General features: G+C 34.3%; 12 protein-coding genes and 1 pseudogene. 2 read left to right on the top strand and 11 right to left on the bottom strand.

The features are described 5' to 3' along the window. Positions 1 to 377: 377 nt before the first annotated feature. From KA858_RS07235 to KA858_RS07195, 9 genes are all read right to left on the bottom strand, one after another. Positions 378 to 1,706: a sodium-dependent transporter gene (locus KA858_RS07235; protein ID WP_053030241.1), complete on the bottom strand. Its 1,329-nt coding sequence runs from the start codon at positions 1,704 to 1,706 to the stop codon at positions 378 to 380. A gap of 671 nt (positions 1,707 to 2,377) precedes the next feature. After that, a complete protein-coding gene (locus KA858_RS07230) occupies positions 2,378 to 2,626 on the bottom strand; it encodes a hypothetical protein (RefSeq protein ID WP_210125810.1) in 249 nt (82 codons plus the stop codon). A gap of 14 nt (positions 2,627 to 2,640) precedes the next feature. Beyond that, complete coding sequence (locus KA858_RS07225) at positions 2,641 to 3,372, bottom strand: alpha/beta hydrolase (RefSeq protein WP_053030243.1); 732 nt, start codon at positions 3,370 to 3,372, stop codon at positions 2,641 to 2,643. A 67-nt stretch (positions 3,373 to 3,439) separates the two neighbouring features. After that, entirely contained in the window at positions 3,440 to 4,297 is an 858-nt protein-coding gene (locus KA858_RS07220; protein WP_210125808.1) for a patatin-like phospholipase family protein, read from the bottom strand. Positions 4,298 to 4,329: 32 nt separating this feature from the next. After that, a complete protein-coding gene (locus KA858_RS07215) occupies positions 4,330 to 5,016 on the bottom strand; it encodes a phosphatase PAP2 family protein (protein WP_070854417.1) in 687 nt (228 codons plus the stop codon). Between the two features lie 63 nt (positions 5,017 to 5,079). Beyond that, positions 5,080 to 5,772 carry a GNAT family N-acetyltransferase gene (locus KA858_RS07210; RefSeq protein ID WP_210125806.1) on the bottom strand — a complete coding sequence of 231 codons (693 nt, stop codon included), beginning with the start codon at positions 5,770 to 5,772 and terminating at the stop codon, positions 5,080 to 5,082. A gap of 201 nt (positions 5,773 to 5,973) precedes the next feature. After that, positions 5,974 to 6,336: a Na-translocating system protein MpsC family protein gene (locus tag KA858_RS07205; RefSeq protein ID WP_011276808.1), complete on the bottom strand. Its 363-nt coding sequence runs from the start codon at positions 6,334 to 6,336 to the stop codon at positions 5,974 to 5,976. Between the two features lie 69 nt (positions 6,337 to 6,405). Continuing rightward, a complete protein-coding gene (locus KA858_RS07200) occupies positions 6,406 to 8,976 on the bottom strand; it encodes a DUF2309 domain-containing protein (RefSeq protein ID WP_210125804.1) in 2,571 nt (856 codons plus the stop codon). 15 nt (positions 8,977 to 8,991) lie between these two features. Continuing rightward, positions 8,992 to 10,491 carry an NADH dehydrogenase subunit 5 gene (locus KA858_RS07195; protein WP_210125802.1) on the bottom strand — a complete coding sequence of 500 codons (1,500 nt, stop codon included), beginning with the start codon at positions 10,489 to 10,491 and terminating at the stop codon, positions 8,992 to 8,994. Between the two features lie 518 nt (positions 10,492 to 11,009). Here KA858_RS07195 and KA858_RS13095 point away from each other — a divergent pair. After that, positions 11,010 to 11,072 (top strand): alpha family phenol-soluble modulin, encoded by a 63-nt coding sequence (locus tag KA858_RS13095; protein WP_089046351.1) that lies wholly within the window; start codon positions 11,010 to 11,012, stop codon positions 11,070 to 11,072. 510 nt (positions 11,073 to 11,582) lie between these two features. After that, entirely contained in the window at positions 11,583 to 12,011 is a 429-nt protein-coding gene (locus KA858_RS07185; protein ID WP_210125800.1) for a GNAT family N-acetyltransferase, read from the top strand. Between the two features lie 6 nt (positions 12,012 to 12,017). Here the strand turns inward: KA858_RS07185 and KA858_RS07180 are convergent, their stop codons facing one another. Both KA858_RS07180 and KA858_RS07175 read right to left on the bottom strand, forming a co-directional pair. Beyond that, positions 12,018 to 12,449, bottom strand: a complete 432-nt coding sequence (locus KA858_RS07180; protein WP_210125799.1) for a GNAT family N-acetyltransferase — start codon at positions 12,447 to 12,449, stop codon at positions 12,018 to 12,020. Positions 12,450 to 12,464: 15 nt separating this feature from the next. Then, positions 12,465 to 12,779: pseudogene (locus KA858_RS07175) on the bottom strand (terminase small subunit); the annotation flags it as partial. Positions 12,780 to 13,995 lie beyond the last annotated feature (1,216 nt).

The following is a 13,995-nucleotide window of genomic DNA, read 5'->3' as shown; positions in this document are numbered from 1 at the left end:
TTTTTATTCATCTTTCCCAGTTTTTCAGCTTCTTGAATGGGAGTGGGACAGAATTCTTTTAAATTCGTCGTCCACTCCCAGCTTGCTTTGCTTGTAGAATTTCTTGATGAAATTCTCTTTGCTGGGGCCCCGACCCCAACTTGCTTAGCTTGTAAAATCACTTTCGTGATTTTTTGTGTTGGGGCCCCGACTCCCAACTTGCTTTGCTTGTAGAATTTCTTAGTGAAATTCTCTTTGTTGGAGCCCCGCCCGCAAGGATGACTAGAACTGAGAAAAGCTTGAATTAAGCGCCTTCTCAGTTCAGTCAGCTACTGCGAATTTGCAAAATAGCTTCATTATATTATTTATGTCCCAGACCCCTGTTTTCAATATATTTCTTAGAATAACTGAACGATAAACACAAGTATGATAACGACTGGCATGACAAATTTAATTAAAAAATACCAGGGTGCAAAGAATTTGAACTTGTCGCGTCCGAAACTTTCTTTTAAGGCATCTTTATCCAACAATTGACCCACTACTAGCGTTGTTCCAAGCGCACCTAAAGGCATTAAAATATTTGATACGACAAAATCCATATTATCAAAAATTGTTCCTGCACCAAACTTAATATCGCTTAAACTACTAAACGATAAAGTCGCTGGAATACTAATCATTAATATCAGTATACTTGCGATAAACGCTACAGATTTACGTTTAGAATTATCATTTTTAGTAAAGTTTGATACGTTTAATTCTAATAATGAAATAGATGATGTTAATGCTGCAAATAAAAATAAGATTAAGAATAAGAAGTAAAACGTAACACCAAAACCCATTTGATTAAACACTAAAGGTAATACTTTAAATAATAAGCCTGGACCTTCTTGAGGTTCGTAGCCAAATGTCTTCAAAGCTGGGAATATAGCTAAGCCAGCTAGTACGGATACTAAAATATTCATAATCACAATTGAAATTGCTGATGACTTAATAGTCATTTCTTTAGGCGCGTAACTAGCGTAAGTGATCATTCCCGTTGTTCCCAACGATAATGTAAAGAATGATTGCCCTAACGCAAATAATATACCTTCCATAGAAATATCTTCTAAACGTGGTTGTAAAATATAGCGAACACCGTCTACCGCACCGTCTAAAGTTAAGGATTTCACCACAACTATAATTAGAAAAATAAATAACAACGGCATCATCACTTTTGATGCTTTTTCTAATCCTTTTTCAACGCCTAACATTACGATAATCATCGTTAAAAAGATAAAAATCCCTTGGCCCAAAACGGTTAACCATGGATTACTAATAATTGCTTCAAAATTAATGCTGGTTAAAGATGTCTTCTCGATAGATAACATTTGTAATATCACGTTACCGATATAAATAATGATCCATCCACCTATAACACTGTAAAAACCAAATAATATGAATACTGCTAAATTACCATTCCACCCAATAATATTTAGCCATTTCTTACCAGTTAACTTGCTATATATTTGAGTAGTGTAAGTTCTCCCCATCTTACCTACTGTAAATTCCATAATTAATAGTGGTAATCCTACAAATATAGTAAATATTAAGAATAGCAGTAGAAAAGCACCACCACCATAGATGCCTGCCATGTACGGAAATTTCCACATTGCGCCCAAGCCAATCGCCGATCCCGCACTCGCTAAAATAAATCCAGTTGATGTCTTCCATTGTGATTCTTTGCTCAATCGTTTCACTCCCTTTAGCGCGTTAAAGCGTTTATGCACTTAAGTAATACTGTAACATGTCTTGCTTATAAGTGCAATATACATAGTTTTTTTATTTTTTTAAATTTATAGTAAAATTTAACTAATCCTAATGATGAACGAAGGAGTATAACGACATTGCTTCGTAAAAAAATTAGCGCTAATTATTGGAAAGGTATAGAAGTTATAGGTGGTTATATTGTATTTGAGGATGAGGGATTCAGGTTTACGCCCCCCATTTAACATTCAAGGCGGATCATTGTTTGTACTTTATCAACATATTCAGGACGTTATGTTATTCATCGTCCCTAATAGTATCAAAATAATTGATAAAAATCACAATATACATCAATGAGTTTGTTCATGAAAGAAAAAACAGTCTGGGATATAAATAATATAATAATGCTATTTAGCAAATTCGCAGTAGCTGACTGAACTGAGAAGGCGCTTAAATCAAGCTTTTCTCAGTTCTAGTCACCCTTGCGGGCGGGCCTCAACACAAAAAATCATGAAAGTGATTTTACAAGCTAAGCAAGCTGGGGATGGGCAATGTATTTCTAATTTTCTTCATTAATAAAATAGTTTGTATCCAGACAATGATTATCCAGTATTTCAAAATATATACTACTTATATTATGCGGTTAATGAATAGATTAATCTTCAAAATCGTACATCACTTCTTGTCCGTCCATGACTTCTTGAATGCTTAAACTTTCAATATGATCAATGTTAATATAATGCGATTGTTGGCCCGTTTTTAAAAATAAATAAGCCAGTTCATCAAATTCATCAATAAGACGTTGTACGCATGTATCATGATCAGGGCCATTTTGAAATGTTTTAAATTCAGTATAATTTTTACCAGACGTCGTTATGTATGTTAATAAAAATGTACGTTTCATTCTTTACACTCCATTTAGTTAGTCATAAAAAATTCTGCAATTTGTGATTCTACTTTATCACTACCCTCACCATGTGTCATAAGATGTTTACATAAAGGGTGAGGTGTTAAATCTTTATCTGCACTATTAATATGTTCATAAATATAATGTGCGCTATCTTGATAAGATTGTTCATCCTTTTCTCCATAAAGAATGCTTGCCGGTGTTGTAATATCGCCTAAATGAGCAGTAATATTTGAAATAAAATCTTTAAATACACGAACGCTAGGGCGATAGTCTTCTATATAATTTAGCTGTGCCTGTGCAGCATCACCATCTACATTCATCAACTCATTCATACGTTGTCCGTAACGTTCCATACGCCATACAATACCCGCTTCTTCCTTTTCACTTGGTGCGGACATAACTGCAATTTTGGCAACATCTACCGTTTCAGCTAATTTTAAAGTGAATAGACCGCCTAAAGATACGCCAGTTGCATAAATTGTGTCATATCCTGCATCTCTTAGGAATTGATAACCATCAAGAACATCATTCCACCAATCATGAACAGTATATTGTGTAAACTGGTCGAGTGGTAACCCATGTCCTTTGTAATTAGGTGCGTAACATGTGTACCCTTCATTATTAAGTGTTTGTGCTAATGGCTTAATATCACGAATTGTACCAGTAAATGAATGCAGCAATAATACTGCTTCTTCGCGTGTCCCTTGCAAATGAATAGGACGTGGTGATTTTACTTTCATTCTTAATCTCTCCTTATTTTAAAAATAAACACATAATGACATTGCGCGTAGTCTTAAATGTGAAAAATCATTCAACCCACTCGCTAAATTCCATATGAACGCGTTGTGCGAGGGATTTGCCTTGCTCATAACCCGCATTTCCTATTTTTAAGATGTTATTAGGATTATAAATGTTATCTCCAATTTCTGCTCTACTCTTACTATCTGGACTTATCACTAGAACATGGCTATGTTCACGCAATCGTTTAGCATCATCAAATGCCCCCGGTATCATACCTAAGCCATCCGCTAATGGTGCCAATATAATGATGCTATCAGCACCTTCTGCTAACATTGCGTTAGTAGGAGAAACCATGCCCCCATCAATCCAGTCACGATGATTCAAACGTATATGCGGCCAAATACCTGGTACTGCGCCACTTGCTGTCACAGCTTCTTCAAGTGTCACATCGCTATGTGAATGAAATGTAGTAACTTCACCTGTTTTAGCATTCATAGCGGTAATCTCTAAATTATCGTGCCACCCTACATCTCCTAAACGCTGTCGTATGGCTTGCTTACGTTTAGATAAATCAACACGAGAGGGTCTCGTATATATAATGTCTCCCATCATTTGCCCTACTTTTGCAGCATCATCACGACCTACAATAAAGGCATTCTGCCATAAACGATAAATATCTGAAGAAACCGTCGCCCGATCACTATCATCTCTGCGCTCATTTAATTCATAGTAATATGTGCGCATATCATCACCATTCGCCAGTACTGCACCCACAAATGATCCTGCTGATGTGCCAATGATTCTATCTGCTAAATCTAAACTCACACCACTTTCAATCATTCCAGCTAAGACGCCTGATTCCCATGCAATCCCTGTAATACCGCCTCCACCAAGAACTAAAGTACATGCTTTATCTTTTGGCATTGCCATCTCCCCTTTGTTAAAAAGATGTTGTCCTATTCATTATTATTAGATTTATGACGAAGATTAAGGTTAAACAGTGGTAATATCATTAAAAACAATGCTATCCACACCACAGCTAATGTCACACCTCCAACTACATCCGTTATATAATGCGCATGAAAATATAGTCGGCAACACAATACACCTATCCATACGATAATGGTTATAATACTGATTATGATCTTGATAGCTTTAAACTTGATTAGTGGAATTAAGATAATGAGTAACATTAACGCAAGTAGCGTACTCGCATTAGAATGGCCACTTGGAAATGAATAACCATGATCTCGCATCAAATGATTATATGGACGTGGTCTTTCAATTAGCTGTTTAATCAAATAATTTAATAACGTACCACTTGATACCGTTAAAAGCATCCAAATAGCTAGTTTAAAATGTTTAAATAATAAAATGATAGCTAAAAATAACGTGATATAGATAACAGATTTTACTTCTCCTATTTCAGCACAAAACGTCATAAAATTATGCCAAAGGCCGTCACCAAACCTGCGTTCTGGTTCACCAAAATAATCGGTTAGCCAATGTAATGATCCTTTATCGATATATTGAACCATTAATGTATCACGACTGACATTTATTGCTACAATAATAAAAATAATTAACCCAATCATGAACATAGGTACCGTCGTCATAGGTGATATTTCTCTTTTTTGTTTCATCATACGTTCATCAGTCCCTAATTTCATTGTTTTCTGTAATTCGCAGTCATTTAATTCACTTCATTAAAAGTCATTTAAATGTTTAATTTGTTGTCCATCCTTATTGAAATTAGACGGTGCAAGCCAATGTTCGAATCTTAATTTCACATCTGGCCACTCGCTATCTAACATTGAGAACCAAGCCGTATCACGATTACGACCTTTACAAATATTAGAATGTCTAAATAATCCCTCGTATGTAAAGCCAAATCGTTGTGCAGCATGCTTAGAAGGCGCATTTAAATTATCACATTTCCATTCATATCGTCTGTAACCTAATTGTTCAAATACATATTTTGCTAACAAATATTGAACTTCTGTAGCTACACGTGTTTGCTGTAATTGATTAGAATAAATGATATTGCCCACTTCTATCGATCCTTGTTCTGGATTTATGCGCATCAATGCCACAATGCCTAGAGGTTTGTACTGCACCTTATCTATAATCGTAAAGAAATATTTATCTTCACTATCAATCAGTTGGTTAATGTATTGTTCAAATTCCGACTTAGAATCAAAAGGGCCTTCATAAAGGTACGTCCAAATGTGTCTTGATTCAACATCACATAGCACGTCATACAAATCATCTGTGTGATGACTATTTAACTTTGCTAAGCTACCATAATGCCCTTCTAATAATTGCTTATTAGGAAAAGGCGGCGTCATAAAACCATCTAATGCTTCTCCGATTGGTTGTTTAAATTCATTTACGCGCATCACTTTCAACTCCTAGATTACCTTTGTGTAAATTGTACACTAAACCACTAAAATAATCTCTTAATTAGAAATTATAAAATATAAATGAATCATGCATCCATTAACCTTCATATAAATGAAAAGTACCCTGAAGGTCAGTTTCTATTGCTGACTAGATAGGGTACTTTTCTAAATTTATATTACAATGCTTGTTGTTGAATATTAAAGTTGCTTTTCCAAATTAGTATCTAGTTTAAATACAATCACACGTTCACCTGTAATCGTACTTAAATCACTATGGAAACTACTTACACTAACCCCAGTAATATCTAAGATTAATTGCATTAAATCGTCTTGACCGGATTCCACAAGTTCTGAACGCGTACGTTTAATGTTAAGTAAACCTTCTTGCGTTTTACATACTCTATACTCGGCTGGTGTTAATACGCCTTGCAAATTGACGATAATCATATCGCGTAATATATCCGTTTTTACTGAGAGTGAGCCACGTCCGAGAAAGTCCTTTTCCCATTGAGTAATTGCTTTACTAATTTCTGCCTCATAAGCACCTTTAGATTTAGCCATGATTAATCTTTTATCTCCTATTGATTGATTAACCTTATTTTATCATTTTTTTCGGAAAAACCGAACTCCCTACCAGTCTTTCCAGCTATCGTTCTCATCAATACTAGCCAAACGTACCCAGTGATTATCCACTTTCTGTTTGAACTTAACATTATTCTCAAGTAAGTCTTTGATATATTGATCTGGCGCTTGAATAACGACCAATAATCGAATTGGAGAATGATAAATCTTGTTATCCGCTGCCATAACTGATTGCCAAGGCAACCCGGCAAGTAAATCACTTGAATTCCCTTGCATGACACCGACACCAGACGTAACTGATTGCGTCGTTTTATTTCCGCTTCCGTAAAAATGCGGCGCAACCGTCGATGCGTAATATTGTAAATTAATCCATTGGGCTACTAGCGCTGGTCCTGAAATAATTGTGTTTAATAATTGTCCATCAGCATCTTTCTTCCAATCATAATTATGTAAGAAAGCACGCCCTTCTAAATCAGCACCAGCAGTAATACTACGTTGGCCAATAATAAATTCCGCATTACGTGCTAAGCCCCATTCTGGACGAATCTCACTCCAGTCATTCGCAAAGCGATGTGCTTCTGCCACTGGGTCTTTCAAATGTTCTTGATCTAAGCCAGGAAGATTAGCTAGACGTTCAGAATTTGCCTTATAACTTACACGCGGCATAGCTTCATTTAACATATCCAATGCATGTTGTGCTTCTTTCGTTAATTCAGGCATATAAATATATTCTAAGTCATCGATAGACGTCTTGTGCTCTGCAGCCACAAAGACCGTTGAATCTGGAATCACTATACCTTCACTTTTTAAAGCTTTACGTACGTGAGGCAAGTTACACATCATTGCTAATAATTTAGCATTAAAGCCACTTGATGCACCGCCACAAGCACCACATTCTAGCGAGGCATGGTACGGATTATTATTAGACACACTTCCATGACCCCCTAATACAATTAAAGGGGCAAAGTTCGTCGTTAAATCCATCAATTGTAATGCTTGTCTTGTAAAGGCAACTTGTTCTTCTTCTGTGAAACCGATTGGTAAATCACTATAAACTTCATGTTCACGATCTATTGTTAGTTTAGCTTCAGGTTTTTTCAACCAATTCTTGGTAAAATTACGAACAAAATGCCCTGTCTTTTTCGGCATCAATGTACTCGCAATCGTATTCAAACTTAAAAATGGTCCACTTAACTCTGGTAATAGTAAACTTGGTAAAACATTATGTTTCATCAATTTAAATGTATAGAACATAGATGTAACCGAATGTTGCTGTTGATTATACGTATTTAGAGCATGACGATCCGCGTACTCTTTAATGGCATAAGCCGGCGGTACCATAACAGGCAATGAATTATGTGTAAATTGTTCATCTAGCACTTCTTTTCTAATTGGAAGTCCAAAGAAACCTGCAATGCCGATTGTTTCAAATGGTCCTTCACTTTCTAAATGACGACGGAATGGTTCAGAACGCACATCAATACAAAAGGCTAATTGAACTTGTGTTTCTTGTTTAACTGGTTTAACAGATTTATCATATATCGCTTCCACTAACTCACGTTCATGTGTTTCTTCCCATGCTTCAAGCCATAATTTTTTGAAATAAAGCGGGTTAAAATCATGTGCGAATCTTAAATGTTCTAACTGATCTTCAATGGACATCGATGCCCAATCATCAATAGACATTTCTCCATAATATAACCACTTACTTACCAATTCTTTAATTCGTCTTTCCACATTTAAGACTGCCGGGCGACTCATTTTTTCAGTATCTAATAAAATACATTCCATCGTTAATCGTATAGCAAGATACTGTGTTAATAAGTCCGCTTCATGCTCATGTTGTTCGGCACGATAATACATCATTCCAGCCCAACCTGGTAACGATAAGAAATGTCCTGTTAAATAAGACTCTCGTTCATCTTCCGCTATATCTAAGTGGTTCAATGCCATAATTAAAGCTTCTCTATAATCTTGAGGTAATGTTTTAACCATTTTACGTTGCGTCTTACTCAACATGGGATCATGCTGTGCGAGATGCAACCAAGAGATATAAAATCCTTCTTCTCTTTTCGGCATTGTCCAACTTGATTGGAAGTTATCCAAATATAATTTAGACCACTTAATAATATGTGTATTCAGTTCATCCATTAAAGATTCACCTTTAGCATTAAACGCATTCGCACTTTTTGAACGTGCGTATTTAAAAGGTTCATCTTCAAATACACGTTTAAGCTTAGATACTTCAATCTTTAAGTAGGCTTCTTTAGTAATTAGGTTTGTAGGCACATCCTTAATGCGCATTGCGTTCTTACAATAAGTATCAATATGTGATTTTGGCACTGATGTATCGTAAGCTTTAATAGCTTGTTGAACGTCTGCTTCTACGAGTGTTTGATCTATCTCGCCATTTTCCAAAGCAGTCATCACCGATGCATGACTTGGGTACAAATCTATATCGCGAACATGTTTAAACCATTGAGCAACTTGATCAAACGTTTCATGTTCCATTTCCTCCCATGGATTACGTGCAGCAAAGATAGAGATCGGAGATAGTGGTGTAATCACACGACGTGCCGCTTTGACTGTGTCCTCTATGTTAAATTTAGTTATAGTCATGTTTGATTCCACCTCTTATAAATATTTTTTTAAATAGTTCGGATGACTTTCAACCGATTTAAATTTTGCTTCCCCAATTTTCACAAGCCATAAATATACTTTAGCAAAAGCTGTTGACGAACGACGACGTGCTACCCAAATGCTAAAGATACTACCTAATACTAGAATGGCAATACAAATGATCACGCTAATGAATGGTGGGTGTGGCGCAACCATATATACATTACTTAAAATATTGACAAATACGTCATGCGTCACAACATAAACAAGCGCTACAATGATGAGCATTGCGATGCCAATCATCCTACCCATCATTCCTCTATTTAGCGCAACCATTTGATTCCACGATACAGATAACGACCATGCTAAAATAAATGCACTAATTAATGTATAAGGTGTATGCGAACTTGTTAAAAAGAAAATAACTGCAATAACAATTGCTAATGTTCTCCCTAACACTGTCCAAGCATAAGAACGTTTAACATTAGGTGGTGTTGGAATATTAAAACGTTTAACAATTGATCCTGATTGTAAGAATAGCGTTGCTTTGAAGACACCATGTAAAATCAAGTGAATAATCGCAGCAGAATAAACACCTAACGCACATTGTACAAGCATAAAGCCCATTTGGCTCATTGTTGAACCTACAAGCTGTCTTTTATAATCAACATGCACCAAGCTAATTCCTGAACCGATAAGTACAGAAATACTTGAAATAACAAGTAATAACGTTAAGGCAATACTATTATCAAACACAGGTGAAAAACGCGTTAAAATGATGCCACCTGCATTTACAATACCAGCATGCATAATTGCAGAAACAGGTGTGGGTGCTACAACAGATTCAATTAACCAGCTTTGGAATGGATACTGTGCTGCTGGAATAATAACTGCAATAACGAGTAATAAATCTACAATTAATTTCAGTCCATAACTCATTGCAACATCATAATCTTGTGATGGATCGATAACCCAATCGCCTGTACCAATATAAAATACAACGACAGCTAAAAGTAATGCTATCCAGCCAATGATAAATGATCGTGCAGAAACCTTTGCTGCTTCAGCTGGTACTTTCCATGAACGATTGAGTCGAATCAGTTGCGTTAAACAAAATAATGTCAATCCCCAACAAATAACCATTAAACGTAAATCATTACTTAGCCAACCTACAGACGCAAATACCGTTGTAAATGTGTATAACGGGAAGTATTTACGATAATTACGATCACCTAATAAGTAACGTGTAGAGAATTTTTGAATTATAAACCCTAAAGCGAGTACAAAGGCACCTACTAACCAAGCTAATTTGTCTAGAGCAAAGATGCCTACGATATCTCTGCCATTAATAGTGATTAAGCCAATTACTCCTACAATGACAGGTAATAGAAGTAAAGTTAAATGTAAACGTATGTATTTTACAGGAACCGATGGCACTAAAAAAATCAAGCCACTTAACACTGCAATGACAAGCGTTACGAAAAATAATGTTAGTAAAAAACCTGAACTTAACATTGCCGCTCCTCCATGTCTTCAATCTATTTCATTAAAAAGTTCCCTTATACTATTAACAATATAAGAAAAAACCTACAATAGTCTAGTTTTATCCTTAGATATCAGATATTTACTAACTATTGTAGGTTTCTATGAGAACTCATTTACTTAATATGTATAAATGCTCTTTCAAGCTACCTTATATGTATCATCAACCATATGTCTCATCCTTCAATTGAACAATGAGTACTACGTACCCTTGCACAACTGCTTGATAAAGACCTATGTAAAAATTCAGCACAATACATACAATATAAAAAATTATTGCTAAAAAGTCAATCTATTAACGTATTCGAAGGGTATTTTATTTATCCAATATTAATATCGACCTTTAATCATTCAGATAGGCATGATTTATCGTTACTAATTGTCTGAAATCTAACGAATACGAAATGCTTTCATTGAGTTAGGAACTATCGCCCACAGATATTCAAAGTCACGTTATACTTTATTTAACATTTAATAAGGAGGTACTCAAAATGGGAATCATTTCTGGTATTATTGAACTTGTTAAATTCATCATCGACTTAACTAAAAAATAAGTTTCGCATAACGCACATAAACATTCCATAAAAAGAGTGAAATCATTAGATTTCACTCTTTTTTTGCGTTAATAAACAAAACGCTCAATCTCTATAAGGATAAAGATTGAACGTCAGTGGATAAAATGAATTTATTTTGTTTAAGTATAAAGTAACATATTTTAACGGTCATGCATGTAACAATTTTGTGAAACCGCTTAAAAATATTTAAAAAAACCTCTTATAATTATCGATTTAATTAATATTTAGTGAATTTTTCTTATGAATATGTTCATTTCAGAACAATACACGTAAATTTAGGGTAATAGTGAATCAAATACTAGAGATGTACATCATCAGATATTTTGTGATTAATACCTAATCGGATTATCTTCATTGACTATCGCAATCACCGCTTATGGTGACGAACGAATCGAATTCGTATCTTTAGACAAGTGCCTTTCCAAGGCTTGCATTAATACCTTTATCACTTTGATATAACCTATTAAACATTTAAAGTTGGTGTCTACTATGATTGAACATTTAAAAAAGAAAAATCGCAAAACAATAAAAGTATTAGGCAATATTTGGCTTAATGCAAATTTAGATACACATACCTTTATTGATAGTTTTTATTGGATAGACAACTATACTACTGTACTTGACGCTCTTAAGGATGCTGAGGTTTACGTTTATAAAAATGGTAAGGACATTGTCGCATTTTGCGGGCTTAATGACACTTACATAGCCGGCTTGTTTGTAAAAGAAGAATTTCGAGACCAAGGGATTGGGCATGCACTCATTAAGCATTTACAATCTGAATATGATTATTTATCTTTAAAAGTATTTAAAGAAAACCCTCGCGCCGTTCATTTTTATACGGATTTAGGTTTCATAAAAATCGACGCCAATATTGATAAAACAAACCATACTGAATTATTAATGGCATGGAAGAAGTAAAACCATTTACAATTTAAGATGCACGATTGGATAATCCCTACCTTGTCCATCCTTTGCAGATTCATCATATTTTATGAATCCATTCTTACGATAAAATGCCAAGGCACCGGGGTTATCTTTGTTTACATCCACATACCTAACATTATGGTCTCGAATTAAACTTTGAAGTATTGCCGTGCCATATCCTTGTTTAAAATACTTAGGATCTAAAAATAACATTTCTAAATTTGAATCATGAGTCCCGGAAAAGCCAATGATGTCGTTCCCGTCGAACCATAAATATGCTTCAACATATGGAAAATAGGTTGGTACTTCCTTTTTAAGTTGTATTCTATCCTTCTCTTTTAAAAAGTGGTGTGTCGCGACAACTGAACGCTCCCAAATGGCTAATGCCTTAGAATAATTTTCTTCTTGAAGCTTCATTTTATTTAATTTCATTTATATAACCTCTTAATCATAAACTAAATTGATTCTGTCAGTATCGGGGTTGCGTTGAAACTCACCACGTTTCACAACGGCCTCACGTATTTCAGTTTCATCACCGATTGCTACATTAGTAAGTATATGAAGTAATTCATTAGCGGTTAGTACGCTCTCATCTACCATTTTTTACGTTGTTCATTGATAAATCTAGCGACTTTCTCATTTCTTAGCAATCTACTACCCTGTACATGCGCTATATGTGGGCTATATCCAGCCTTTATTGCGCTTTGAGTGACGTTTAATGTCTTTACCAAACTTTTCTTGTCTAGCGCTTAATTCACTCATGTTATCCCTCCTTATTTTCTAATTTGTCTAATAAATCTGAGTATATTTGATACACTCTGCTTTTCGTAATCATTAATATATCTGCTATTCGTTTTAGTGATTGTCTTTCACATAACATAATAAATAACAGATGTTCCCTACTGGTGCATGTGGCGTATATATTGATTTAACTCATTAAAAAACGCCTGCTGTCCTACATCTACAATATTCATACTTTCAACATCTTCATTTTTGGTAGATCCTATAATTTAGTGTGTGACATTTTGTATCCCTTCTTCCTTATTCATAGCGAAACATCGTAAACATTTAAAAATATTTCATCAATAGTTATATTAGGAATCAAATCTTTTCTTAATAAATTTCTAAAGACAATCATCTCTTCTTTATTAATATTTATTTTTGTTTCTCTTTCATTTGTTACGCTTGAACTGAAATATCAAATTGTTTTGCCATTTTTTCTTGCGTCATACCTAACATATTTCGATAACCAACTATTTTATTCATCTTCATTACCTCCGATAAACATCGTAAAACGTAGTATTTCTATTTAGCCAATTTAAAACATAACAATTTGTTATATAATTAAAATTGAGGTGATACATTGGATAAAATCGAAATTAGCAATAGAATTAAAAATATACGTAATAGTTTAGGTTTAACTATGGAGTTTTTTTGAAGAAAAAATAGATAATGAAAACCCTGTAAAGTCTGTTGTAGTTTCTAATTGGGAAAATGGGAAACAACTGCCTAATAAAAAAGATTAAATAGAGTCAAATTAATGATTATAATGATTTACTACACTTTTCTAATAAAAATGTCGATTCAGTCATGAACAACATGATTGAATTAATGAACCTCACAATCTCTCATTTTGATGAATTTAATAAAGAAGATATTAAAAAAGTGAGTGACACAAATTTAATCTACAAAAAATATGCGTATAACGAGAAAATAACTTCTGTTGATAAACTTAACAATTTTTTATCAACTAACTATATAGATTTACAAAACAAATTATATAGATACCAATCTAAGAATTATTTTATTGCAGATGTAATAAATGATCTAATCAAATACGGTATACAATTATCAAAATTGAATAAAAATGATGAGATAGATAAAACTATAGAAATAAATATAATTAATTTTTTGATGACATGCCTACATGTCAATAAGGAAAGTAACATGTAAAAGAACACTGTTTTAGAAAATTCTA

The sequence above is a fragment of the Staphylococcus sp. GDX8P80P genome (genome assembly GCF_017893095.1).
Lineage (GTDB): Bacteria > Bacillota > Bacilli > Staphylococcales > Staphylococcaceae > Staphylococcus > Staphylococcus borealis.
This window is presented reverse-complemented; position numbering and strand designations above follow the sequence as displayed.